At 70.5% G+C, this 24,187-nt stretch carries 24 protein-coding genes; 10 read left to right on the top strand and 14 right to left on the bottom strand.

The window, feature by feature from the left end; all coding sequences use genetic code 11:
• Nucleotides 1–57: 57 nt before the first annotated feature.
• The 4 genes from JOB34_RS12975 to JOB34_RS12960 form a co-directional block, all read right to left on the bottom strand.
• On the bottom strand, nucleotides 58–612 hold the full coding sequence (locus JOB34_RS12975; protein WP_179482805.1) for an NADH-quinone oxidoreductase subunit B: 555 nt from the start codon (nucleotides 610–612) through the stop codon (nucleotides 58–60).
• 61 nt (nucleotides 613–673) lie between these two features.
• Nucleotides 674–1,042 carry an NADH-quinone oxidoreductase subunit A gene (locus JOB34_RS12970; protein WP_179482807.1) on the bottom strand — a complete coding sequence of 123 codons (369 nt, stop codon included), beginning with the start codon at nucleotides 1,040–1,042 and terminating at the stop codon, nucleotides 674–676.
• A 76-nt stretch (nucleotides 1,043–1,118) separates the two neighbouring features.
• On the bottom strand, nucleotides 1,119–2,441 hold the full coding sequence (locus tag JOB34_RS12965; RefSeq protein WP_343048544.1) for a geranylgeranyl reductase family protein: 1,323 nt from the start codon (nucleotides 2,439–2,441) through the stop codon (nucleotides 1,119–1,121).
• Nucleotides 2,442–2,571: 130 nt separating this feature from the next.
• A complete protein-coding gene (locus tag JOB34_RS12960; RefSeq protein ID WP_208053111.1) occupies nucleotides 2,572–3,267 on the bottom strand; it encodes a demethylmenaquinone methyltransferase in 696 nt (231 codons plus the stop codon).
• Nucleotides 3,268–3,422: 155 nt separating this feature from the next.
• Here JOB34_RS12960 and JOB34_RS12955 point away from each other — a divergent pair, with 155 nt between their 5' ends.
• The 3 genes from JOB34_RS12955 to JOB34_RS12945 all read left to right on the top strand — a co-directional run bounded on the left by JOB34_RS12955 (nucleotide 3,423) and on the right by JOB34_RS12945 (nucleotide 6,703).
• A complete protein-coding gene (locus JOB34_RS12955; protein WP_243758090.1) occupies nucleotides 3,423–4,754 on the top strand; it encodes a lipase family protein in 1,332 nt (443 codons plus the stop codon).
• Nucleotides 4,755–4,851: 97 nt separating this feature from the next.
• The gene (locus tag JOB34_RS12950; protein ID WP_208053110.1) at nucleotides 4,852–6,129 is read left to right on the top strand and encodes an isochorismate synthase; all 1,278 of its coding nucleotides are present in this window, start codon (nucleotides 4,852–4,854) and stop codon (nucleotides 6,127–6,129) included.
• Nucleotides 6,130–6,214: 85 nt separating this feature from the next.
• On the top strand, nucleotides 6,215–6,703 hold the full coding sequence (locus JOB34_RS12945) for a glutathione peroxidase (RefSeq protein ID WP_208053109.1): 489 nt from the start codon (nucleotides 6,215–6,217) through the stop codon (nucleotides 6,701–6,703).
• A gap of 61 nt (nucleotides 6,704–6,764) precedes the next feature.
• Here JOB34_RS12945 and JOB34_RS12940 read toward each other — a convergent pair whose 3' ends face one another.
• Both JOB34_RS12940 and menD read right to left on the bottom strand, forming a co-directional pair.
• A complete protein-coding gene (locus tag JOB34_RS12940; protein ID WP_208053108.1) occupies nucleotides 6,765–7,376 on the bottom strand; it encodes an FMN-binding negative transcriptional regulator in 612 nt (203 codons plus the stop codon).
• Nucleotides 7,363–9,093: a 2-succinyl-5-enolpyruvyl-6-hydroxy-3-cyclohexene-1-carboxylic-acid synthase gene (gene menD, locus JOB34_RS12935; RefSeq protein WP_208053107.1), complete on the bottom strand. Its 1,731-nt coding sequence runs from the start codon at nucleotides 9,091–9,093 to the stop codon at nucleotides 7,363–7,365. The genes JOB34_RS12940 and menD overlap by 14 nt, the downstream gene beginning before the upstream one ends.
• A 168-nt stretch (nucleotides 9,094–9,261) precedes the next feature.
• Between menD and JOB34_RS12930 the strand changes: the two genes are divergently transcribed.
• A complete protein-coding gene (locus JOB34_RS12930; RefSeq protein ID WP_208053106.1) occupies nucleotides 9,262–9,522 on the top strand; it encodes a WhiB family transcriptional regulator in 261 nt (86 codons plus the stop codon).
• A gap of 15 nt (nucleotides 9,523–9,537) precedes the next feature.
• On the opposite strand, the gene JOB34_RS12925 is transcribed toward JOB34_RS12930, so the two are convergent.
• From JOB34_RS12925 to JOB34_RS12900, 6 genes are all read right to left on the bottom strand, one after another.
• Complete coding sequence (locus JOB34_RS12925; protein ID WP_208053105.1) at nucleotides 9,538–10,572, bottom strand: FAD-dependent monooxygenase; 1,035 nt, start codon at nucleotides 10,570–10,572, stop codon at nucleotides 9,538–9,540.
• A complete protein-coding gene (locus tag JOB34_RS12920; protein WP_208053104.1) occupies nucleotides 10,569–11,117 on the bottom strand; it encodes an isoprenylcysteine carboxylmethyltransferase family protein in 549 nt (182 codons plus the stop codon). Before JOB34_RS12920 ends, JOB34_RS12925 begins: the two co-directional genes overlap by 4 nt.
• Nucleotides 11,114–12,211, bottom strand: coding sequence for a 3-oxoacyl-[acyl-carrier-protein] synthase III C-terminal domain-containing protein (locus JOB34_RS12915; RefSeq protein ID WP_179482823.1), 1,098 nt, complete (start codon nucleotides 12,209–12,211; stop codon nucleotides 11,114–11,116). The genes JOB34_RS12920 and JOB34_RS12915 overlap by 4 nt, the downstream gene beginning before the upstream one ends.
• Nucleotides 12,208–13,371 (bottom strand): geranylgeranyl reductase family protein, encoded by a 1,164-nt coding sequence (locus JOB34_RS12910; protein WP_208053103.1) that lies wholly within the window; start codon nucleotides 13,369–13,371, stop codon nucleotides 12,208–12,210. Before JOB34_RS12910 ends, JOB34_RS12915 begins: the two co-directional genes overlap by 4 nt.
• Nucleotides 13,368–14,201, bottom strand: a complete 834-nt coding sequence (locus tag JOB34_RS12905; RefSeq protein ID WP_208053102.1) for a UbiA family prenyltransferase — start codon at nucleotides 14,199–14,201, stop codon at nucleotides 13,368–13,370. Before JOB34_RS12905 ends, JOB34_RS12910 begins: the two co-directional genes overlap by 4 nt.
• A gap of 166 nt (nucleotides 14,202–14,367) precedes the next feature.
• Entirely contained in the window at nucleotides 14,368–16,254 is a 1,887-nt protein-coding gene (locus JOB34_RS12900) for an ABC transporter ATP-binding protein (protein WP_243758089.1), read from the bottom strand.
• Nucleotides 16,255–16,345: 91 nt separating this feature from the next.
• On the opposite strand from JOB34_RS12900, the gene JOB34_RS12895 reads away from it, so the two are divergent.
• The 3 genes from JOB34_RS12895 to JOB34_RS12885 all read left to right on the top strand — a co-directional run bounded on the left by JOB34_RS12895 (nucleotide 16,346) and on the right by JOB34_RS12885 (nucleotide 18,604).
• Nucleotides 16,346–16,801: a MarR family transcriptional regulator gene (locus JOB34_RS12895; protein ID WP_208053101.1), complete on the top strand. Its 456-nt coding sequence runs from the start codon at nucleotides 16,346–16,348 to the stop codon at nucleotides 16,799–16,801.
• Nucleotides 16,802–16,950: 149 nt separating this feature from the next.
• Nucleotides 16,951–17,757 (top strand): hypothetical protein, encoded by an 807-nt coding sequence (locus JOB34_RS12890; RefSeq protein ID WP_208053100.1) that lies wholly within the window; start codon nucleotides 16,951–16,953, stop codon nucleotides 17,755–17,757.
• A 67-nt stretch (nucleotides 17,758–17,824) separates the two neighbouring features.
• Nucleotides 17,825–18,604 carry a hypothetical protein gene (locus JOB34_RS12885; RefSeq protein ID WP_208053099.1) on the top strand — a complete coding sequence of 260 codons (780 nt, stop codon included), beginning with the start codon at nucleotides 17,825–17,827 and terminating at the stop codon, nucleotides 18,602–18,604.
• A 151-nt stretch (nucleotides 18,605–18,755) separates the two neighbouring features.
• Here JOB34_RS12885 and JOB34_RS12880 read toward each other — a convergent pair whose 3' ends face one another.
• On the bottom strand, nucleotides 18,756–19,448 hold the full coding sequence (locus tag JOB34_RS12880) for a response regulator (protein WP_243758088.1): 693 nt from the start codon (nucleotides 19,446–19,448) through the stop codon (nucleotides 18,756–18,758).
• Complete coding sequence (locus JOB34_RS12875; RefSeq protein ID WP_208053098.1) at nucleotides 19,445–21,058, bottom strand: sensor histidine kinase; 1,614 nt, start codon at nucleotides 21,056–21,058, stop codon at nucleotides 19,445–19,447. The genes JOB34_RS12880 and JOB34_RS12875 overlap by 4 nt, the downstream gene beginning before the upstream one ends.
• A gap of 169 nt (nucleotides 21,059–21,227) precedes the next feature.
• Here JOB34_RS12875 and JOB34_RS12870 point away from each other — a divergent pair, with 169 nt between their 5' ends.
• Genes JOB34_RS12870 through JOB34_RS12860 form a run of 3 tightly spaced genes read left to right on the top strand, consistent with a single transcriptional unit; the run spans nucleotide 21,228 to nucleotide 24,070 of the window.
• Nucleotides 21,228–22,043, top strand: a complete 816-nt coding sequence (locus JOB34_RS12870) for an ABC transporter ATP-binding protein (RefSeq protein WP_179482835.1) — start codon at nucleotides 21,228–21,230, stop codon at nucleotides 22,041–22,043.
• A complete protein-coding gene (locus JOB34_RS12865; protein ID WP_208053097.1) occupies nucleotides 22,040–22,912 on the top strand; it encodes an ABC transporter permease in 873 nt (290 codons plus the stop codon). The genes JOB34_RS12870 and JOB34_RS12865 overlap by 4 nt, the downstream gene beginning before the upstream one ends.
• A 48-nt stretch (nucleotides 22,913–22,960) precedes the next feature.
• Nucleotides 22,961–24,070 carry an ABC transporter substrate-binding protein gene (locus JOB34_RS12860; protein ID WP_208053096.1) on the top strand — a complete coding sequence of 370 codons (1,110 nt, stop codon included), beginning with the start codon at nucleotides 22,961–22,963 and terminating at the stop codon, nucleotides 24,068–24,070.
• Nucleotides 24,071–24,187 lie beyond the last annotated feature (117 nt).

The raw sequence follows: 24,187 nt of genomic DNA, 5'->3' as shown, positions 1-24,187 counted from the left end.
CGCTCACTCCATTCGCGCCTTCCAGCGCGGCGAACCCGGCGTACCCGCTCGCTGTCATCACGCCAATAGCCCCTTCATCGCGTGCGTGGGCGTCGCCTCGAGCGCTGCGGCCTCCGCGGCGCGGGCGGCAGCGACCCGGTTGACACCGAATTTCATGCCCTGGATCTGCTTGTGCAGCTCCAGGATCGCGTTGAGCAGCATCTGCGGGCGGGGCGGACAGCCCGGCAGGAAGATGTCGACCGGAATGATGTGGTCCACACCCTGCACGATCGCGTAGTTGTTGAACATGCCGCCAGAGCTCGCGCAGACACCCATCGAGATGACCCACTTGGGCTCGGGCATCTGGTCGTAGACCTGGCGCACGACCGGCGCCATCTTCTGGCTCACCCGGCCCGCCACGATCATCAGGTCGGCCTGGCGCGGGGTGGCGCTGAAGCGCTCCATCCCGAATCGGGCGATGTCGTAGTCGGGGGTGCCGACCGCCATCATCTCGATCGCGCAGCAGGCGAGGCCGAAGGTCGCCGGCCACACCGAGCCCTTGCGCATGTAGCCCGCCACCTGCTCGACCGTGCTGAGCAGGAACCCGGCTGGGAGCTTCTCTTCGATACCCATGTTCACACTTCGATTCGCATTGTCGTGCCCGACGTCTCAAGGATGCTGTCTGCTGCGCCCGCTAGTCCCACTCGAGGCCACCGCGACGCCACACGTACGCGTAGGCCACGAAGACGGTGATCACGAAGAGCACCATCTCGACCAGCGCGAACAGACCCATCCGGTCGAAGTTCACCGCGAACGGGTAGAGGAAGACGCTCTCGATGTCGAAGACAATGAAGAGCATCGCGGTCAGGTAGTACTTGATCGGCACTCGGCCGCCGCCGTCGGCGTGCGGGCTCGGCTGGATGCCGCACTCGTAGGCGTCGGCCTTGGCACGGTTGTAGCGCTTGGGTCCCGCGAGTCCCGCGGCGCCGAGCACGGAGAAGACCGCGAAGCCGGTGCCGAGGGCGGCGAAGATCAGCAGCGGGTAGTAGGAGTAGTGGTTCATACGGGCTCCTTCACCAAGTCCCGGGCCAGCCCGAGGTTACGACCGATCCACCCGACGACGGGCGCACTGGGGTCCATCATGCCGCCGGTGTCATCCGGGACAGCAGGGCGAGGGCCCTGTCGTCGATCCGGCCACCCGTGGTGTCCCCCAGGTTGGCCATCACCTTCAGCAGGAACTGCATCATCGTCTTGCGCGGCAGGCCGTACTTGACCGCCAGTCGCATGACGTCGGGGTTGCCGATCATCTTGGCGAACATCCGGCCCAGCGTGTAGTAGCCGCCGAGCGCGTCACGCATCACCTGCGGGTAGCTGAGGAGCACGCGCTCGCGACTCGCGTCGTCGGTGCGGGCGAACGCCTGGGCCACCACTTCCGCGGCGAGACGGGCCGATTCCATCGCATACGCGATGCCCTCGCCGTTGAACGGGTTGACCATCCCGCCGGCGTCGCCGACCAGCAGCAGCCCGTCGGCGTAGTGCGGCTGGCGGTTGAAGCCCATCGGCAGCGCGGCCCCCTTGATGGGGCCGGTGATGGTCTCCTCGTTGTAGGTCCACTCCTCCGGCATGGTGGCGACCCACTGCCGCATGACCTCTTTGTAGTCGGTCTTGCCGAACGCCGAGGAGGTGTTGAGGATGCCGAGGCCCACGTTGGAGGTGCCGTCGCCGACGCCGAAGATCCAGCCGTAACCGGGCAGCAGCACGCGCTTGCCCTGCGCGTCCTTGGACCACAGCTCCAGCCAGGACTCCAGGTAGTCGTCGTCGTGCCGGGGGCTGGTGTAGTACGCGCGGACGGCCACGCCCATCGGGCGGTCCTCGCGCTTCTCGCGGCCCATTGCCAGCGAGAGGCGGCTGGAGTTGCCGTCCGCGGCGATGACCAGCGGCGCGCGGTAGCTCATGGTGGCGCCGGTGGCGCGCCCGTCGACGCCCATCTCCTTGGCCTCGACCCCGACGATGTGCCCGTTCGCGCCGCGGACCGGTGCGACGACGTTCACGCCCTGTCGCAGCTGCGCGCCCTGCTTGACCGCGTGCCGGGCCAGGATGTCGTCGAAGTCCTGGCGGGTGCGCACCAGGCCGTACGGCGGGAAGCTCGCGTTGTCGGGCCAGTCCAGCTGCAGGCGCATGCCGCCGCCGATGATCCGCAGGCCCTTGTTCTTGATCCAGCCGTCGTCCTCGGGCATCGGGATGCCCAGGCTGACGAGCTCGCGCACCGCGCGCGGAGTGAGTCCGTCGCCGCAGACCTTCTCCCGCGGGAAGTGCGTCTTCTCCAGCAGCAGGACGTCGAGCCCGGCCATCGCGAGGTAGGCGGCGACCGACGATCCACCCGGACCGGCGCCGACGACGATGACATCGGCGGTTTCCGGAGCGGACGTGGTGAGCGCGCCGCCCGACAGTGACTGGCTCACGGGGCGTCCTTGGGAGGTCTTGTGACAGTTTTCACGAGCGTCTGAACTCTACGACCGCGTCGTTCGTTCGCGAACTGAGGGCCCCCTAAGAACCACCTGAGGACGGCGCTCACCGGAGTACACGACCCGGTCAGGGCGTCTTGTGCCCGCGGTGCATCGCGACGATGCCGCCGGTGGAGTTGCGCCACTCGACGCTGGTCCAGCCCGCGTCCTGCAACAGGCCGGCCAGTCCCGCCTGGTCCGGCCAGGACTGGATCGACTCGGCCAGATAGACGTAGGACTCGGCGTTCGACCCCACGCGACGGGCGATCTTGGGCAGCGCCTGCATCAGGTACTCCGAGTAGACCTTGCGGAAGACCGGGTTGGTCGGCGTGGAGAACTCGCACACGACCAGGCGCCCGCCCGGCTTGGTCACCCGCAGGAACTCCCGCAGCGCGACGACCGGGTCGGAGACGTTGCGCAGGCCGAAGGACATCGTGACCGCGTCGAAGACAGCGTCCGCGAAGGGCAGTCGCATGGCGTCGGCGGCGGCGAACGCGAGATCGGGGTAGGTGCGCACCCCCTGGCGCAGCATGCCGAGGGAGAAGTCGGCCGGGACGACGTGGGCGCCGCGGTTCTTGAAGGGCACGCTGCTGGTGCCGGTCCCGGCGGCGATGTCCAGCACGGTCTCGCCCGGCTGCGGATCGACCGAGCCCAGCACGACCTTGCGCCAGCGTCGGTCCTGTCCGAGCGACAGCACGTCGTTGGTCAGGTCGTAGCGCTTGGCGACGTCGTCGAACATCCGGGCGACGTCGGCCGGCTGCTTGTCCAGGCTGGCGCGGTTCATGCCCGCATCCTTCCGCACGCCGGTGAGCGACTCGTCGTCCGTACCGCCGAGCCGGTCCTGTGACGGCGCCTCGTGACGTTACCGACAGGTAGCACGTCTACTTACCCTGCGGTAACCTCGGGCTCATTGCGTGACACCGATCACCTGGAGCGTTCATGGAGACCCGCCGTCCGACCCGAGCAACCCTCGCCGTCCTCGTGGCTGCAGCAGCCGTCGCGGGAGGGGCCGGCGTGAGCATGCCGAGCGCTCACGCCAGCGGCACCGACGGGTTCTACAGCTACGACGGCAGGGCGCCGTTGTCTTCGTACGCACCGGGAACCGTGCTCAAGACGCGCACCCTCTCCTACCACGTGGCGGGCATTCCCACCCCCGTCAAGGCCGTGCAGCTGCTCTACCGCACCACGGACGCCCAGGGCCGCCCCGCTGCCAACGTGACCTCCGTGCTCGAGCCCGACGTCACCGCGAACCCGAACAAGGTCGTGTCCTATCAGTCGTTCTACGACTCGCTCGACCCCGAGGACTCTCCCTCGCGCTCCATCGCGGGCGACGTCTCCCTGGGGGGCGCGGTCAACGACGCCGAGGCGCTCTTCATAGCCCCGGAGCTGCTCCAGGGGTACCCGGTGATCGTGGCCGACACCCAGGGCCAGAAGGCCGACTTCGCGGCCGGCCCCGAGTACGGCACCAACACCCTGGACTCCATCCGGGCGGTCACGGCCTCCTCTGCGACCGGTGTCTCCCCGTCGGCCGAGGTCGGACTGCTGGGCTACTCCGGCGGCGCGATCGCCACCGACTGGGCGGCTGCGCTCGCACCCAGCTACGCCCCCGACGTCAACAAGAACCTCATCGGCGCCACCGAGGGCGGCCTGCTCGTGGACCCCGCGCACAACCTGAAGTACGTCAGTGGCTCGTCGTTCTGGGCCGGCGTCTCACCGATGGCGATCATCGGCGCTGCGCGGGCCTACGGGCTGGACCTGTCGCCGTACCTCAGTGCCTACGGTGCCGCGGTCTTCACCAAGCTGCAGAACGCCTCGTTCGCGAACGTGCTCGGGCAGTACCCGGGGCTGACCTACCAGCAGCTGGTCAAGCCGCAGTACGCCGACCCGAACTCGATCCCGGAGTTCGTCAAGGTGGTCAACAAGCTCAACCTGGGCTCGCGGCGCACGCCGACCGTCCCGCTGTCGATCTCGCAGGGCGAGGGCGGCTGGGCGGAGGGCACCCCCGGTGACAAGCCGGGCATCGGCAAGGGCGACGGCGTGATGATCGCCGGCGACGTGCGCACCCTCGCGCGCCAGTACTGCTCGACCGGCAACAGCTCGGTGCAGTGGACGCCGTACCCCCTGACCAGCCACATCCCGACGGCGGCGCTCTGGGCACCGACCGCGCTGGCGTGGCTGGATGCCCGGTTCGCCGGACTGAAGGCTCCGAGCAGCTGCGGTTCCATCCCCGCCGGCAACCCGCTCACCCCGCAGGCCCCGACCGCGAATTGATCCACGATCGAAGAGAGCGGGCCCGCGGCGACGGCCGGGGCCCGTTCGTCCTCGGCGCCTGCAGGCGCGCGCGACCTCCCGGTTAAGGTGGTCGGTCGTGACGTCGCTCGTGGCCGGTGGACCCTTCGGCATCCCGGATCTGGTGGTCCGCACCACCCGCATCCCGGACCCCGGTGACCTGGCCCGCCTCATCCCCGACGGCGTGCCATCCCGCGACGTGGTCAGCTGGATCCGCAGCGGCGACGGGCTGGTGGGCTGGGGCCGCGCCGCCGAGATCGACACCAGCGGGACGCAGCGCTTCCGGGACGCGGCCGACTGGTGGCAGGAGGTCACCACCAGTGCGATCTGCCGCTCCGAGGTCGACCTGCCCGGAGCGGGCCTGGTGGCGTTCGGGTCGTTCGCCTTCGCACCCGACTCCCCGTCCGGCGGGTCGCTCATCGTGCCCTCGACCGTGATCGGACGGCGCAGCGGCATCGCGTGGGTCACCCGGATCAGCGACCGCCTCGAACCCAACCCGGCACCCGCTGTGGCCCCCGCACCGATCGGACCGGGTGCGGCCCGGTTCGCCGACGGCGCCCTGAGCGGCGAGCAGTGGACGCAGGCGGTCGCGCACGCCGTACGCGGGATTCTCGCCGGCGAGGTCGACAAGGTCGTGATGGCCCGCGACGTCATCGCGCAGACCGAGGCGCCGATCGATCCGCGGTGGCTGATCGGCCGCCTCGCGGCCCGCTACGCGAACACCTGGAGCTTCGCCGTCGACGGTCTCGTCGGCGCCACCCCGGAGATGCTCGTACGCCGTGAGAAGGGCCTGGTCACCTCACGGGTCCTGGCCGGCACGATCCAGCGCACCGGCAACGACACGCACGACCTGGCGCTCGCCGGCTCGCTCGCGCGCTCCTCGAAGGACCTCGAGGAGCACGAGTACGCCGTGCGGTCGGTCGCCGACGCCCTACGCCCGCACTGTTCCTCGATGAACGTGCCCGAGTCGCCGTTCGTGCTGCACCTGCCCAACGTCATGCACCTGGCGACCGACGTGGTCGGGGTGCTCGCGGACTACACCACCTCGCTCACACTGGCCGAGTCGCTGCACCCGTCGGCCGCGGTCTGCGGCACGCCCACCGACGCCGCAGCGGCGGTGATCGCTTCGCTGGAGCACCTCGACCGCGGCCGCTACGCCGGGCCGGTCGGATGGCTCGACGCGAGCGGCGACGGCGAGTGGGGCATCGCCCTGCGCAGCGGACAGCTCGACCCGGACGATCCCACCCGGATGCGGCTCTACGCAGGCTGCGGGATCGTGGCCGGCTCCGAGCCGGACGCCGAGTTGGCCGAGTCCGAATCCAAGCTGCTGCCGATGCGCGAGGCTCTCGCGGACTGACCCGGCCCCCGCCCGCGGCATCCGGGATCGTCCCCGCACCGAACGTCGTACAAGCCCCTGTACTCCCCTCACGAAGGACGCCTCGATGACCACACTGCACGACTTCACCGCCGACACCCTCGCCGGTCAGGAGCAGCCCCTGTCGCTCTACGACGGCAAGGTGGCGCTGGTGGTCAACACCGCGAGCAAGTGCGGTTTCACGCCGCAGTTCGAGGGACTGGAGACGCTGTGGCGGCGGTTCGGCAGCGAGGGTCTGGTCGTGCTGGGCTTCCCCTGCAACCAGTTCAACTCCCAGGATCCCGGTGACGCTGCGCAGATCGGCGAGTTCTGCCAGGCCAACTACGGCGTGAGCTTCCCGATGTTCGACAAGATCGAGGTCAACGGCGACGGCGCGCACCCGCTCTACCAGTGGCTGCGCAAACAGAAGGGCGGCCTGCTCGGCAGCCGTATCAAGTGGAACTTCACCAAGTTCCTGGTGGGTCGCGACGGCCAGGTCATCAAGCGCTACGGGCCCACGACCAAGCCCGCCGACATCGCCTCCGACATCGAAGCGGCGCTGGCCACCCCCGCCTGACCCCCTCGGTTGTCAGCGTCGTCGTGGCGCCGACACCAGAGATCCGCTGACAACCGAGATGTCACAGGCGACCGCGGCGTACGCGGTCGGCTGACTCCTCGTCACCCTGGCCGGCCAGCCCTTCGAGCACGCCGGCGCGGTCGGCGGCGTCCTTATCCTGGCTCCACTTGGCCCGCGCCTGCACCGACTCCACCGCGATCTCGATGCCGACGATGGCGCGCAGCCGCCCGTCGACCCACTTCGCCGGGGCGTCGTCGACCGCCCAGGGCCGCTCGCGGGGCGACTCGTGGGCCTGCGTGAGCCGGGTGACCATGTCGAGGGTCCAGGCGGCGTCGTCGTGCAGTTGCACGGTGCCGCGCAACTGCACGACGGAGTAGTTCCAGGTCGGCACCACGCGGCCGTGCTCGCGCTTGGACACGTACCAGCTCGGCGTGATGTAGCGGTGCGGTCCCTGCACGACCAGCAGCGCCTGCGATCCGTCGACCACCCGTGCCCACTGTTCGCCGGCCCGGGCGAGGTGCGCGAGCACCCGGTCGCCCTCCCACAGCAGCGGCACGAACGTCGCGTCGGGCGTGCCGTCGGCGCCCACCGTGATCAGCGTGCCGGCAGCGGCGGCCGCCACGAAGTCGCGCGCCTCCTGCTCGTCGACCCGGTTGTGTTCAGGGGAGTACATCGGCTGCCACCTCGAAGAGCCGCTCCTGCAGGGCACGTTGCTGCGCACGATCGAAGTGCACCTCGACGACGCGAATCCCTGCGCCGGGGTTGCCGATCCGCTCGGCCAGACCGTCCGCGTCGTCGACCAGCTCCCACGGCACGCCGTACGCCGCGCAGAGCGTCGCGATCGACACCCCCGTAGGCGTGCCGAAGACGCGTTCGTACGACGCGTCGACACCGGCGAGGGAGTCGCCGGAGGCGCCGGCACCCGGCTCCAGCGTGCCGAAGATGCCCCCGCCGTCGTCGTTGAGCACCACGATCGTCAGGTCCGGTCGCGGCTCGCCGCGGCCGATGAGCAGCCCGTTGGCGTCGTGGGCGAAGGTCAGGTCGCCGAGCACGGCGTACGACGGTCGGCCGCCGCGGGTGAGTGCGAATCCGATGGCGCTGGAGACCGATCCGTCGATTCCGGCGAGTCCGCGGTTGGCGACGGACACCACGTCACGGGCCACCTCGCGGGAGTCTCGGGCCAGGTCCAGGTAGCGGGCCGCGCTCGAGGACCCGACGAAGAACCCGGACCCCTCCGGCAGGGCGTGGGCGATCACCCGTGCCGCCGCCAGACCGCTCGGCCACGATCGGTCGATGACCGGTCCCGCTTCTGTGGCGAGCAGTTCGCCGGCCGACATCCAGGCGTCGGCCCACACCCGGTCGGCACAACCGGCGACCGACCCGTGACCGGCGTCCAGTGCTCCCCACGCGTGCACGCGACGCGCGGCGTGCGACGGGTCGGCCCACACCCCGCCGGGTGCGACCACCTCCACCTCGACGTCCGGGTGGCGCAGCAACTGGGCGACGCCGCGGTCCAGGGTCACGCGACCGCCGACCAGGACGCGATCGGGCAGATGCGCTCGCACCCAGTCCGTGGCCTGCAACAGCAGCGGTCCGTGCGGCAGGGTCCGCGAGCTGTCGAAGGTGCCGAACGGCTCTGCCAGCAGCGGCCATCCGGCCGATTCGGCGAATCGGGTGAAGCGTGCGGCCTGCGCGGGATCGGGGAGGTGGCCGAGCACCGCCAACGTGCGCGGCACCGCCGCGATCGTGTCGCCGCCGTCGGGGGCTGCCGGGGTCGTCACGGACCACGGCGCGCCGCCGGGACGGCCCTCCAGGGAGTCGATCCACTCGTCGCCGCCGGTGGGGACCAGCGGTGCCCGGAGCGGCATGTTGAGATGCACGGGGCCGGCGTCCCCGGACGGCAGGCCGCGAGAGATGGCGACCGCGCGTGAGGTGACGGATCGCCAGAGATCGCCCTGCCCGGGTCGTTCGTCGGGCGTCCCCAGGTCGTGGAACCAGCGTGTCGCGCCACCGAAGATGCGCACCTGATCGGTGGTCTGGTTGGCGCCGGTGCCGCGCAGCTCGGGCGGCCGGTCCGCCGACAGGATCAGCATCGGCACCTGGGCGTGCGAGGCCTCGAGCACCGCGGGATGCAGGTTGGCCACGGCCGTGCCGCTGGTGACGACGACAGGCACGGGCACGCGGGTGGTCTTGGCCAGGCCGAGCGCCAGGAACGCCGCCGTCCGCTCGTCGACCCGCACGTGCAGCCGCAGCCGTCCGGCACGGTCGGCCTCCTGCAGCGCGTACGCCAGCGGTGCGGAGCGCGACCCTGGCGACAGGACGGCGTCGCGGATCCCGTGGCGGACCAGCTCATCGACCAAGGTGCTCGCGAACGCGGCCGTGGGATTCACCCCGTCATGATCCCCCACGCGCCCGCTCGAACCGGCCCTCCCCCGAACGGTCCGCCCACCGGCGGGAATCCGATGCCCGCCCCGTGATTCAACCCGGCCCGTGCCGGGTACACGCACGGCGCGCGCCGGGGCTCGAACCCGGCGGCACCCGCGGAGGGAGTTGGACCCATGCCTAGCGACTCGATCGAGGCAGAAGGCGCACGACGGCGACTGCACGACGCCTTGCGCGCCGTCCGGAGCGCGGATCGGCAGGTGCCGTGCGAAGTCACGCCGCAGCTATGGACGAGCAACATCCGCTCCGAACGCGAGGCCGCGGGCTACCGCTGCCGGTCCTGCCCGGTGCGGGTGCAGTGCGTGGAGGCCAGTGAGTTCGAGCGCGTCGGCGTCTGGGGCGGAAACGTGCGCGCGGCCGGTTCTCTGGAGTGGTGAGCAGGTCGCCAGCGGTCAGGACGGGGAGCCCGCCAGGGCGTTGACGGCGGCGTCGAACAGCCACGGCGCGCGTCGTGCGGCGGGCACGATGGTGCGGCGTACGACGCCCACCCGGGTCGCTCGCAGCAGGCCGGCGGTGAGCGCCTGGTAGCGCCAACTCGCGATACGCCAGGTGCGTTCGTAGTCCTGCGATCGCCCGGCGGCGACGGCCTCGACCGCCGCCTTCGCATGCGCCATCCCGAGGGCGATGCCCTCCCCGGTGAGCGCGTCGATGTAGCCCGAGGCGTCCCCGACCAGCAGCACCCGCCCCGCGACCCGTGCCGTGCTGCGCTGCCGCAGCGGACCGGCGCCGCTGATCTTGTCGTGCGTGACGGTGGCCACCCGCTCGGCGATCTGCGGGAACTGAGCCAGATGATCGGCGTACGGGCCGCGCTCCGAGGTGAGCACAGCGACGCCGACGACACCGTCCGCGACGGGGGTGATGTAGGCCTCGCACCGCGGCGACCAGTGCACCTCCACGAACGAGCTCCACGGCGCCATCTCGAAGTGGGTGCGCAACCCGAACCGCACCGGGCCGCGCGCCTGCCGGTCCAGGCCCAGCGACCGCCGGATGCCGGAGTGCAGTCCGTCCGCTGCGATCAGATGCCCGAACGGCACACCGTCGACCAGCACCTGCCGGTCGTCCTGGCGGATGTCTTTGACGGCGCGCTGCTCGATCGGCACGCCCGCCGCCTGAACGGCCGAGCGCAGGGCGTCGTGCAAGGTCGTACGACGCACCCCGCGCCCGCTGCCGGCGGCGAACGACGCCTGCGCCGCGGACCCGCCGGCGATGTATCGGATGCCCGTCAGGTCGTGCCCCAAGGGATCTACGCCGAGGTCGAGCAGCGCCGCGAGTGCGGCCGGCATCAGGCCCTCGCCGCACGCCTTCTCGATGCTGCCCGCGCGCGGCTCCCAGATGGTGACGTCGAGACCGGCGCGGGCGGCGTACAGGGCCGTGGCCAGACCGGTGGGCCCGCCACCCGCGATCAGGAGGTCTCTGCGATCGCTCATGGGCTCGTCACGGGAACCGATGCGGGAGAGGGAAGCTGGGCCAGCGCCGCATTCTCGCAGCGGATGCGGACCGTGAGCAGCCACGCGTTGAGGACGGTGAAGGCGACGGCGGTGATCCAGGCGGCGTGCACCAGTGGCAGCGCGATGCCCTCCGCGACGACCGCCACGTAGTTGGGGTGGGACAAGAAGCGGTACGGCCCGGCCGTGACCGGTGCCAGCCCGGGCACGATGATCACCCGGGTGTTCCAGCGATGCCCCAGGGTCGTGATGCACCACCAGCGCAGGCCCTGGGAGGCCAGCAGCACCAGCACCATGAGCACGGCGAACCAGGCGTCGACGTGCGGACGTCGCACCCACACCTCGATGAGCGCGCCGGCCAGCAGACCGGTGTGCAGCACGACCATCGGCGGATAGTGCCGCGCACCGAACTCACGTCCGCCACGGCCCATCGACCAGGCCTCGTTGCGCTTGGACACCACGAGCTCGGCCACGCGCTCCAGGCCGACGAGCAGCACCAGGACGGTGTAGGCGATCTCGCTGCTCATGCCGCGATCTCCGGCGCCTGCAGCAGCACCAGCTCGGAGCAGAACCCTGGGCCCATCGCGATCATCAGCCCGTAGCTGCCCGGCTCCGGCGGCCGGTCGGCGAGCGTGTCGGTCAGCACGTGCAACACCGAGACCGACGACATGTTTCCGACTCGCGACAGCGAATCCCAGGTGACGGCAAGCGCATCCGCGGACACACCCAGCGTGTCCTGCATGGCTTCGAGCACCTTCGGTCCGCCGGGGTGCGCGACGTACCAGCCGATGTCGGCGCGCGTCAGGCCGTGGTCGGCGACGAATGCGTCGACATCGTCGCCGAGATAGGTGCGCACCACGTCGGGCACGGCCGCGTCGAGCACGATGCGCAGCCCGGAGCTGGTGACGTCGAAGCCCATGGTGCGCTCGGAGTCGGGGTAGAGATGGCTGCGGGTGGCGAGGATGCGCGGCTGCACGGGCTCGCGCGTGATCCGGTCGGCGAGCGACGCGGCGCGGTGGGTGCCGGCCGCGACCACGGCGCCCGCGCCGTCACCGAAGAGGCCGCTGGCCACCAGGTTCGGCAGCGACCGGTCGGTGCGCTGCAGGGTCAGCGAGCACAGCTCGACGGCCACGAGGACCCCGACGGCGTCCGGCCGTCCGCGCAGGTAGTCGTCCAGCCGCGCCACGCCCGCGGCCCCGGCCACGCAGCCCAGGCCCACCAGCGGCACCCGCACGACGTCCGGGCGCAGCCCGATGGTCGCCGCGATCCGGGCGTCCAGCGAAGGTACCGCCAGCCCGGTGACCGTCGCGGAGATGATCACGTCGACGTCGCTGGGCTCGAGACCCGCAGCCTTCAACGCGTCGAGCACGGCCTGCGACCCCAGCTCGACGGCGACCCGGATGAAGGTGTCGTTGGCCGCGCCGAAGTCCGCCAGCCCGGCGTACTCCTCCAACGGGACGGCCGTATGCCGATACGCGACACCGGCATTGCCGTGGAAGCGGCGCACGAGACGCTCATCGGTGCCCGGCACCATCGACTCCAGGAACGTGTCGGTGATGTGCTGCTGGGGGTAGCGGTGGGGTGGCAGCGCACCCCGTGAGCTCAGTATCTGCACCGTCATCCGATGTGCTCCGTCCGCTGGGTGGCCGTTCCGAGGAGGTGGCGAGCAAGGCGCCGCAGGACCACCGGGGTGATCCTGCCGTTCGCCAGTCCGAGGTCGACGAGGTCGTCGAAGACGCGTTGATCCGACTGCGCGGCCCGGACCCCGGCGTCCAGCAGTCGACCGCTACGACACAGTCTCGCGGCCAGAGCGCTGTGCCGCAGGTGCGGTCCCAGCTCGGTCCGCACGCGGCGGGTGTAGTCGCGGCCGAAGAGGTGCGGGTCACCGGTGTCGAGGGCCGCCGCGGCGGCGCGACCGGCGAGCAGACCGGTCAGCACGGCGTAGTAGATGCCTTCTCCGGTCATCGGATTCACCATCCCGGCGGCGTCGCCCGTCAGCGCCACCCGCCCGCTGGCGACCCGCGCGCCCCACCCCGACAACGGCAGGTGGGCGCCCTTCCACTGCGTGCCGTCGGCGGTCGAGCCCGGCAGCAGCTGCTCGATCTGCGCGAGCAGTTGAGGCCGCGAGAGCCGCGGCGCACCGGGTGCCTGCACCTCGCCGTATCCGACGTTCGCGAGGCCGTCGCCGCGGTCGAAGGACCACGCGTACGACGGCTGGCGCGAGGTGCCGAAGACCATGGCCTGGGTGCCGACGCGGCGGTCGGTGGTGGGCGCGTAGCCCCGCAGCGCGAACGCCGTCGGCCCCGGCGGCAGCCCGATCGCCCGGCGGACGACGGAGTGCGCGCCGTCGGCGCCGACCGCGAGCGGCGCGCTGAAGCGGTCGTCGACCCGCACGTCGTCGGCGCCGACCGTCACCTGGGACACGCGGTGCGTGTGCGGTTGCGCCCCGGCGCGCACGGCGGCCTGGTGCAGCCGTTCGTCGAAGACGGCCCGCGGAATCACCCAGGTGGACCGGACCATCGTGCGCTCGACGACCCGCTCCCCGCGTCGCATGGACAGGCGGTCGACCGGGGCCCAACCGTCGGCGACCCCGGGCACGCCGGCGTCCGTCAGAAGGTCGAACACCTCGGGTGCGATCCCGTCGCCGCAGGTCTTGTCGCGCGGGAAGTCGGCCCGGTCGAGCAGGGCGACGGATATCCCGGGCCTGGCCTGCAGCGCACCGAGCGCGACCGCCGCGCCGGCAGGACCGCCGCCCACGACGACCAGGTCGTGGCTGGTCATCGGGCGCCCGACACCAGCAGGCCGGCGTCGATCAGGGCGATGGCGACCGCGGCCCGGAACGGGGTACGGCCGGTCCCTCGCAACGCCACTGCGCCGAGGGCGCCGTTGGCGGCGAGTGCCGACCACGCGACGGGAGAGGGAGTTGCGTTGGGGCCCAGCACGATCGCCACCGAGGCGAGACCGAGCAGGCCGGTCGCCAGCTGTCGTCCGCGCTCCGCGCCCAGCCGGTGCGGCAGACCGCGGACACCGGTGGCGTCGTCCTGCGCGAGATCCGGCAGGGCGTTGAGGATGTGCGCGCACACCCCGAGAGCAGCTGCCGGCGCCGTGATCCATGCGGGCGAGCGACGCCGGTCGCCACCGGCCTGACTCACCACGGAGGGCAGCGCTCCGAACGCGACGGCGTACGGCGCCCACGACCAGGCGGTGCTCTTCAGCCCCAGGTTGTAGGCATGGGCCGGGCCGACCCCGAGCGCGAGATGGGTCAGCGCACTGCGTCGGCCGAGGCTCGCTGAGGCGGCGACGCATCCGAGGAGGGCGGTCGCCAACGCTCCTGCGACCACGGGCGCCCCGACCTCGCCGGTCGCCAGTGGTTTGTCGGCGCGCGCGACGGCGCGGTCACGTGCGGCGTCGACCAGGTCGTTGCCCCAGCCGATGGACAGCTGGCCCAGGAAGACGGCCGCGGTGCTCGCGGCGATCTCGCGCGGACGCAGCCGGGCCGATGAGCCGAGCAGCGCGGTCAGGGTGGTCACGGCGAGGCCGGGTCCGAGGTGGGCGGCGCGCAGCAGGGGCAGCACAGTGTCTGGGGGTGTGACCCGAGACCGAACCGCCATCTGTGCGTCCTTCCTGTCCGCAGGTGCTCACAGTAAGCCGCGAGCCCCCGGCATCTCGCACGGCGGCCCGACTCCCGGCATCGGTCGTCTCGCCGACGGCCTGCAGATGCAGTACCCGCCCCGTGCTTCGCATAACGGACCGGGGACCTGCTTTGTCCCGCGGCGGTCAGCCCGCCGCGTCGATGAGGTCGTCCCTCGCCTGCTCGCCGGCCTCGGCGTCGCGGACCAGCTCGGCGTACCGTCCGCCCTCGGCGAGCAGCTCCTCGTGCCTGCCGCGCTGCACGATCCGGCCGTGGTCCAGCACCACGATCTGGTCCGCGTGCCGCACGGTCGACAGCCGGTGGGCGATCGTCAGGGTCGTCCGTCCGACGCTCAGCTCGTCGAGAGCCTCCTGCACGGCTCGTTCGGTCGTGTTGTCCAGGGCGCTCGTGGCCTCGTCGAGCACCAGGATCGGCGGATTGCGAAGGATGGTGCGTGCCAGCGCGATCCGCTGCTTCTCACCACCGGAGAAGCGGTACCCCCGCGCGCCCACCACCGTGTCGTACCCGTCGGGCAGTGCTGCGACCAGCTCGTGCACCTGCGCGGCCCGGGCCGCCCGGACGAGGTCGGCGTCGGTGGCGTCGGGCTTGGCGTAGCGCAGGTTGTCCGCGATCGAGGCATGCAGCAGATAGGTGTCCTGCGAGACCACACCGACGGCGGAGGCGACGGCCGCGAGCGGCAGGTCGCGTACGTCGTGCCCGTCGATGAGCACGCGCCCGACGCTCGGGTCGTAGAGGCGCGAGACGAGCGCGGCCAGCGTGGACTTGCCGGAGCCGGTGCTGCCGACGACGGCCACCCGCGCACCGGCGGGCAACTGCAGGTCGATGTCCTGCAGTGCATCCTCGGACGAGCCGGGGTAACGGAAGCCAACCCCCTCGAACCGCACCTCGCCGCTCAAGGTCGATGCATGCACCGCGGCGGGCACGACCGGGTCGTCGATCTCGATGAGCGCGTCGAGGAACTCGAAGACCCTGCTGAAGAGCGCCATCGAGGTGGTGACCTGGATTCCCACGTTGAGCACACCCATCACCGGGCGGAAGAGCGAAGTCTGCAGCGCGGTGAAGGCGACGAGCGTGCCGATCGTCATCCCGCGGCCGGTGGCCGGCAGACCCGCGGCCAGATAGATGAACGCCGGGATCGCCGAGAAGATCAGTGCCATCGAGCCCATCCGCCAGCGGCCGGCCATCTGGGACTGCAGCTCCTGCTCGGTCAGCTCCTGCGAGGTCTGGGTGAACCGTCGCGACAGCATCGGGCCGGAGCCCAGGGTCTTGGCCAGCTGTACGCCGGAGATCGACAGCGACTCCTCGATCTGGGTCTGCATGTCGGCCAGTGAGCGCTGCGCGCGGGTCTGGATCGACCGGCGCAGCCGGGCGACGCGGCGGGTCAGGTAGATCGCCGGGGGCAGGATCACCAGGCTGATCAGGGACAGGCGCCACGACAGGGCGACCATCGCGACGGTGACGCCGACGGTGGTCGTGACGTTGGTGGCGATCGAGGTGGCGGTATCGGTGACGACCGACTGCATCGCGTTGACGTCGTTGGTGATCCGTGACTGCAGCTCCCCACCGCGGGTGCGGGTGAAGAAGCCCAGCGGCAGCCGTTGCAGATGGGTGAAGAGGCGCGTGCGAAGGGTGTGCATCACCTGCTGGCCGATACGGGTGGAGACGTACGTCTGCACCACCCCGAGCAGCTGGGTGACCGCGGTGATCCCCAGCATCGCCCCGACGAGCAGGACGAGCAGCCGCACGTTCTGCTGCGGGATCGCCGTGTCGATCAGGGCGCGCAGTATGAACGGCCCGGCCAGTCCGAGCAGCGCACTGATCACGATGATCGAGGTGACGCCGAGCAGGGGACGGCGGTACGGCGCGAAGAGGCCGAGCACCCTGCGGGCGCCGACCGGGTAGTCCTGCAACTGCGCGGTGTCGGCGGCGCTGACCTGCAGGGACGCGCGCTGGCCGGGTCCGGGGCGACCGGTCATGCCGGTGCGGGCACGAGCTGTGGTGGGTGTCGTCATACGACCCTCCTTCCGATGGGGAGGCGACTCGTCCTATTGCTGAGGTTACCTCACAATGAAGTAACAACAGCATTCGGCGTAGCATTCCCGGATGACAACGGACGCGGCGGGACTCGGAGAACTGGTGCTGCGCACCGCCCGCGTGCTGCGACGGGCGCACAGGGAGGCGCTCGGTCCGTACGGTCTCTCACCCCACCAGTCCCGCGCGATGGGCGTCATCGTGCGGTCGGGCACGGAGGACGGCGAGGGCCTGCGCCTGTCCGACCTGGCGGCACAACTCGGCATCGCGCCTCGGTCGGCGACCGACGTGGTGGATGCCCTGGAGGAGCACGGCCTCGTCGAACGCAGCCCGAGCGCGCAGGACCGCCGTGCCGTCGACATCCGCCTCACGCCCGCCGGCAGGGCCTTGCGCCGCACCCTCGACCGCGCTCGCACGACGGTCAGCGACGAGCACTTCGCGTCGCTGACGGCATCGGAGCGCGCCACTCTGGCCCGGTTGCTGCAGGCCGCGCTCGACGACACAGCCCGACGCGACGCGGGCGGCTGAGGGCCCGTCGCAGGGCGGATGGAGCCCGCCGCGTGATGACGCCGAGCGTGTCCGCGCTGTTCAGCCCCCACCACGCCACCGGGAGCCCTACGATCTGGCTCACGCCGGCGCTCACAGGGGGCGAAGCCGACAAGAGAGCCGAGTCACCCATGATCCGTCGCATCGCCATCGCCACCGTTCCAGCCATCGCGGCGCTGGGTGTCTCCCTCGCCGCTCCTGCGGGCGCTGCCGGGGCGCGTCCTTCCGTGCCGAGTCCTTCGGTCCGGTCACACCTGCACAGCCACAAGGCGTCCGGTCAATCCCCGTACGGCACCTGCCGCCTCGTCGTCCCCGCCACCGCGCGCGTCGTGCGGCCGGGTACCGCGGTGCCCGTCCGGGTCACCGGCGGGTGCGCCCTGCACGCCGACTCCAGCACGCTCGCGGGCTGGTATGTCGGCACGTCCGACAACCCGAGCGACTACATCTTCTTCGACTTCTCCAACCGGGCCACCTGGGAGCTGTACTCCTTCACGCCGCTCGGCACTCGCACCTGGCGGGGCGACGGGGCCCTCGACGCCGACGCCGCGTCCGCGCCCGGCGAGGGGTCCGACCCGACCTCGGGGGGCAGCTCCGGCGACGACGCGGGCTACGCGCAGAACGCTCCCCGTACGACGGTCAAGGTCGGGTCCTGGGCCGGGCTGTCGACGAGCCGCAAGGGCAACACGGTGACGCTGCGCACCCGAGTGATCCGCTACTCCACCGGCCGCGACGAGAACATCCCATGGGCCGGCCAGGTCGGCGTCATCCAGTACCGCGCGTCCGGTGCGACGAAGTGGACCGCGTTGAAGAATGTCCGGAGCAACGCGGCCGGCGTCGCGTCGTACTCCTACACCTCGTCGGCCGCCCGCGACTATCGCGTGGTGTACGGCGAGGCGCAGTACGTGTGGGGCACCACCAGTCCCACTTCGCACCGGTGACGACCATCTCGGTCGTCCACAGCCGTCACCCGGGTCACGCGGCCCACTACCCAGGAGGAACACATCGATGAAGAAGGCATGGGGAGCGGCCCTCGCCGTCGTGGCGGCCGGCAGTGCGCTCACCGGGTGGGGAGGCTCACCGGTCCGTGCGTCGGCGGCCACCGAGAAGAACTCGGTCTACTACCACGGCACGACCCGAGAGGCTCAGTTCACCAGCCGCGCCACCTGTGACGCGCACGCCCGGGCCGAAGTGAAGCTGGTGCAGGCCCACCCGTCGCAGGCCGTGGTGATCCCCGCGGCGTCCGCACCCGGCGTCACCGGGCCGGAGCTGCGCACGTCGTGCTATCCCGTTGCCTCCGGACACTGGTCCTACCTCATCGCCTACTTCGCCAAGAACGGGGTGCCGCTCTCGAAGTACGACCACTATGTGAACCTCGACAACCGCTTCGACCCCGGCTTCCCGCAGGACGACGAACGCGTCTACCTCTACGAGCACACGGCCACCCACCCCGCCGCGTACTGGAGCGTAGCGACGTGCAACAAGTACGCGAACGGCACGGCGTCGACTGTGCGCTCGCGCGCGTCGCTGCGGCTGCTCTTCTCGCAGGAGTGCTCCTCCGGGCGTGGCGTCGTGGGGTACAGCGTCTTCTACTCCGCCCCCGCGCTGGGGATGGCCGCCGTCCGCGGTGACACCGTCCAACTGGTCGGCACCACCGTCAACAATTCGTTCGCCATGATGGACGCCCTCGGTTACGACTACACCTACCTGTCCGGTCCGATCGGGCTCGTCTCGGCCTCGACACATCAGGCCGTTCTGCGCGCCCGGCTGCAGACCGCGCGCGGCTGACCTCGACCCGGCGGCCCACGTCGCCGGGTCGCTCAGGCGCGCGGCCCACGTCGCCGGGTCGCTCAGGCGCGCGGCCCACGTCGCCGGGTCGCTCAGGCGCGCGGCCCACGTCGCCGGGTCGCTCAGGCGTGCGGCCCACGTCGCCGGTCGCTCAGGCGCGCGGGTGGTAGCGATGTTCGGGCCTGCCGGCGGCGCCGTACTTCAGTCGTAGCTGCACGAGGCCCTGCTGCTCGAGGTAGTTGAGGTAGCGCTGTGCCGTGGCGCGACTGATCCCGACCTCGCCCGCGACCTCGGCGGCCGACACGTCACCGGTCGTGGACCGGACGACGTTGCGGACCAGCTCCAGCGTCGGCGCGGAGTGTCCCTTCGCGGGGCGAGGCATCGGCGAGGGCGTCGCGCGAAGCATCCCGAAGAGTTCGTCGACCTCGGACTGCGCCGGCTCACCCGGCAGACCGGCGAGGCGATGACGCAGCTGCCGGTACGTCGTGAGCCGCTCGATCAGCAGACTGAAGTCGAACGGCTTCACCAGATAGTGCACCGCTCCCAGCTGCAACGCCGCCCGGACGGAGGCGATCTCGCGCGCCGCGGTGATGACGATGACGGCGGGAGGATCGGGCTCGTCGAGCAGCGTCCGCAGCACGTCCAGCCCGTTCCCGTCCGGCAGGTAGACATCCATGAGCACCAGATCCGGGCGCAGTGTCCGGACCTGGTCCACCGCCTGCTCGGCGGTGTGCGCCTTTCCGACGACCTGGTACCCCGGGACGCGCTGCACGAGGGCGCCGTGGATGTCGGCGACACGGAAGTCGTCGTCGACGATGACCACACCGAGCACGGCCTCGCTCATTCGGGCGCGCCGCTGCCGATGGGCACGGACGGGGAAGCGACCGGCAGCCGCACGGTGAAGCGGGCGCCGGGGCCGCCGGAGACGACGGTCGAACCGCCCAGCTTGGTTACGAGCCGTTCGACCAGCGCGAGGCCGAGCCCGCGGGGACGGGCGCCGGCCTGCTCGTTGGTGCTGTAGCCGTCGCGGAAGATCATCCGCTCGCTCCCGGCGGGGATGCCGGGACCGTTGTCGGCGACGGTGATCGTCACCTCGCTCTCGTCCTCGACGATCGCCACCACCACTCTGCGCGGCGCGGGCACCGTGCCGAGCGCGGCGAACGCGTTGTCGATCAGGTTGCCGAGGATGCTGGTGAGCGCCTGCACCTTGTCGGGCGATTCACCGAGCCAGGTCTCCGGGGCGATCACCAGCTCGATGCCGCGCTCGCTGGCCTCCGCCGCCTTTCCCAGGAGGAGTCCGACGACCTGCGGCGCCTCGATGTGCGTGCGCAGCGTGTTGTCGAACTCCGCCCCGGTCCCCTGGATCTGCAGGACGTAGTCGAGCGCCTCGTCGGAGTACCCCAGCTGCAGCAGTCCGGCGACGGCGTGCAGCCGGTTCGCGAACTCGTGTTGCTGAGCGCGCAAGGAGTCGGTGAGGCCGCGCTCACCGTCCAGCTCGCTGCGCAGGCCGGCCACCTCGGTGCGATCCCGCAGCGTCACGATCGAGCCGTGCGGGCGCCCGGCCACCGTGACGGGCATCCGGTTGATCACCAGGATCACGTCGTCGGTGAGGACGATGTCGTCCCCTTTGGTGTCCCTCCCGGCGAGCGCATCACGCAGGCGCCCCTCGGGCAGTACGTCGTTGAGGTGCTCCCCCACCGCGCTCACCTGGACGCCCAGCAACCGCTGCGCCTCGTCGTTCACGACGCTGACGCGGTCACGCCGGTCGAAGGCGATGACGCCTTCGCGCACACCGTGCAGCATGCCCTCGCGCTCCTGCAGCAGCTGGGAGATCTCGTCCAGTTCCAGCCCGAACGTCCGGCGTTTGAGGTGCGCCGCTAGACCGAACGACGCGATCGTGCCGAAGGCGAGCGCGATGGCGAACCACGTTGCGTACGAGGGGAGTTCCTGACGCAGCGCACTCGAGACCGAGCTCTCCCTGATGCCCACGGACACCTCGCCGACCATCCGGCCGTCGAGCCCGTAGAGCGGCGCTTTGCCGTTCGCCGAACGTCCCGTGCTCCCGTTGTCCGCACCCAGATGGACACGGCCGTCCGACGTGACGATCGGCTCCGTCACCGGCTGTCCGATCAGCGCCGGATCCGGATGTGAGTGACGCACCCGATGCATGTCGATGACCACGACGTACGACGCGTGGGTCTCGCGGCCGATGGACATCGCGATCGTCTGGATCGTCGTGGCGCAGCCCGGCGCGTCGTGCTCCATGCAGCTGCGGATCGACGGCACCCCCGACACCGTGGAGGCGATCGAGGCCGCGCGCGCCTCGTACTCCTTGTCGAGGTGACCGCGCTCGACGTGTGCGAACAGCACGAAGCCGACCCCGATGGTCGCAGCAAGGATGACCAGCTGAGCCATCAGGATCTGGCTGGAGAGCCTGCGCATCCGGGACCGCACGCCGTCATTGTGACCTCGGTCACGCCCCGCGACAAGCTGGGTGCGCACAATGCGCAAAACCCTTGAATACGAGGGTTTATAGGGGATTCGACCACAACCGTGACCTGGCTCACACCGCCTCCGTACGTTCTGCCCAGCACCTCCACCGGCAGAACGAAAGGAGCCGCCCATGACAGCCGACGACGCGGCGCGTATCGAGATCTCAGGTCTGACCAAACGCTTCCTCACCCCCAAGGGCGAGGCCTTCACCGCCATCCACGACGTCAGCCTCGTGATCGAACCGGGGCAGTTCTGCGCGATCGTCGGCCCGACGGGGTGCGGCAAGTCGACCACGTTGGGCCAGGTCTCCGGACTCGAGCGCCCGAGCGCGGGGACGGTCAAGGTCGGCGGCAAGGTCGTGAACGGTGTGACCCAGGGCGTCAGCTTCATGTTCCAGGCCGACGCGCTCTTCCCGTGGAAGACGGTGCTCGCCAACGTGATGACCGGGCCCACCCTGCGCGGGATGGGCAAGAAGGAGGCCGTCTCGCTCGCCCGCGACTGGCTGCGACGGGTGGGACTGTCCGGTTTCGAGGACCGCTACCCCCATCAGCTCTCCGGCGGCATGCGCAAGCGGGTCGGGATGGCCGCGGCCCTCATCAACGAGCCGAAGATCCTGCTGATGGACGAGCCGTTCGGTGCGCTGGACGTGCAGACCAAAGCCATCATGCAGACCGAACTGCTCGGGCTGTGGGAGCAGTCGCGTCCCTCGGTGCTCTTCATCACCCACGATCTGGACGAGGCCGTCGCCCTGTCCGATCGGGTCCTGATCATGACCAGCAGCCCGGGGTCCATCAAGCAGTCGTTCGACATCGATCTACCCCGCCCGCGGGGGGACGTGCAGACCATCCGCCATGAGCGGCGATTCCTCGAACTGCAGGACCGCATCTGGTCGTCACTGAAGGACGAGGTCCAGCGGGCCTACGCCCAGACGGCAGGTGCGGCATGAGTTCGACGATCCCCGGCCGGACCGGGCTGGTCGAGACCGAATCCGACGTGCAGGTGACCTCGCTGCGGGCCCGACGCCGTCGTACGCGGAAGCTCTGGATCGCACGAATCCTGGTGCCGGTCATCGTGATCGGCGGATGGCAACTGCTCACCTCCGTCGGTTGGCTCGACAAGTTCTTCTTCGGTCAGCCGACCGGCATCTGGCACAGCCTGGTGCACCTGTTCACGAAGGGCACGGCGTTCGGCACCATCTGGTTGAACCTGTGGGTCACCATCTCCGAAGCGCTCTACGGCTTCCTCCTGGGCACCGTGACGGGGATCGTGGTCGGTCTCATCCTCGGCCAGAACAGGTTCCTCGCCGATGTGCTCGGTCCCTACATCAAGGTGCTGAACTCCATCCCCCGGATCATCCTGGGCTCGATCTTCATCGTGGCCTTCGGCCTGGGGACCTTCCCCAAGGTGCTGCTGGCATCGGTGCTCGTGTTCTTCATCGTCTTCTTCAACGCCTTCCAGGGCGTGCGCGAGGTGGATCAGAACCTCGTCGCGAACATCCGGGTGCTCGGGGCATCACCGTTGCAGGTCGCCCGGCACGTCACGATCCCGTCGGCGCTGACCTGGATCATCGCGAGCCTGCACACCGCATTCGGCTTCGCCATCATCGGCGCGCTCGTGGCCGAGGTACTCGGCGCGCAGCACGGGATCGGCCTGATCATCAGCCAGGCGCAGGGCAACTTCGACCCGGACACCGTCTTCGCCTCCATGGCGATCATGGCCGTCGTCACGCTCACCGCGGAGTACCTCATCACTCTCCTGGAACGGCGCGTCCTGTCGTGGCGGCCGCCGAGCCGATGGGAGATCCAGGCCATCTGAGCGCACCCTCACATCTCCCCGCAGTCCCCCACGAAAGGAACCCATTCCATGTACAAGTCCGCGATCGCGATCGCCGCTGCCGGGGCGCTCGCCCTGGGCGTCACTGCCTGCGGTAGCTCCAGCTCGGGTGCCGGCAGCGCCTCCGGCTCGACGTCGGCCGGCGGCTCGAACGGCGGCTCGATGCCCACCGTCAAGCTGATGGTCGGCGGCATCGACAAGCAGATCTACCTGCCCTACCAGCTCGCCCAGAGTCTCGGCTTCTACAAGAAGTACGGCGTGAAGGTGGAGCTGTCGACGGAGACCAACGGCGGGGTCGGCGCCGAAGAGGCGATGGCCTCGGGCCAGGTCGACATGGCCGGCGCCTGGTACATCCACACGATCGACTTCCAGGCCAAGGGCAAGGACGTGATCGACGTCGTCCAGCTGTCCGGCGCACCCGGGGAGCGTGAGATGTGCGGCAACTCCAGCGGCGTTCACAGCGCCGCCGACTTCAAGGGCAAGACGCTGGGGGTCACCGACCTCGGGTCGGGCACCGACGAACTCACCCAGTTCCTCGCCGCGCAGAAGGGCGTCAAGCACAGCGAATACCACACGCTCGCGGTCGGCGCCGGGACCACCGCCATCGCCGCGATCCAGCGCAAGTCGGCGCAGTGCGTGATGACGACCCAGCCCACCGTCGGAGCGTTGGAATCCAAGAAGCTGGGCTACTCCGCGCTCGACCTCGCGACGACGGCCGGCGCCACCCAGGCGCTCGGCGGCGCGTGGCCGGCGGCCGGCGTACTGGCTCAGTCGAGCTGGGTGAAATCCCACCAGGCCGCCACCCAGGATGTGGTGGATGCTCTCGTGGCGACGATGCACTGGATCAACACCCACTCGGCGGCCGACATCGCGAACGCGCTGCCCGCGGACTTCGTCTCCAATGCCACCATCACCAAGGCGCAGTACATCGCGGGCCTGACCACCGACAAGGGCCAGTTCCTCCCTGACGGCATCATGCCCGCCGGCGGCCCCAAGACGGTCTACGCCATGGAGAAGCAACTCGGTGTCGACGTCGCGAAGGTCGCGCTCGCCGGCACCTTCACCAACACGTACGCGACGAAGGCGAACAAGCTGGAGGGCACCAAGGTGACCACCACCCCGGCCGGCGCCACCGGCTGACCAGGGACGCACGAGGGGCTCGGGTCGCGGCCGCGACCCGAGCCCCTCGTGGCGTCTTCGGTAGAACGGGAGCCGGAGACAGGAGTCGAACCTGCGACATCCTCATTACAAGTGAGG

Source organism: Allobranchiibius sp. GilTou38, from assembly GCF_017565325.1.
Taxonomy (GTDB): Bacteria; Actinomycetota; Actinomycetes; order Actinomycetales; family Dermatophilaceae; genus Allobranchiibius; species Allobranchiibius huperziae.
This window is presented reverse-complemented; position numbering and strand designations above follow the sequence as displayed.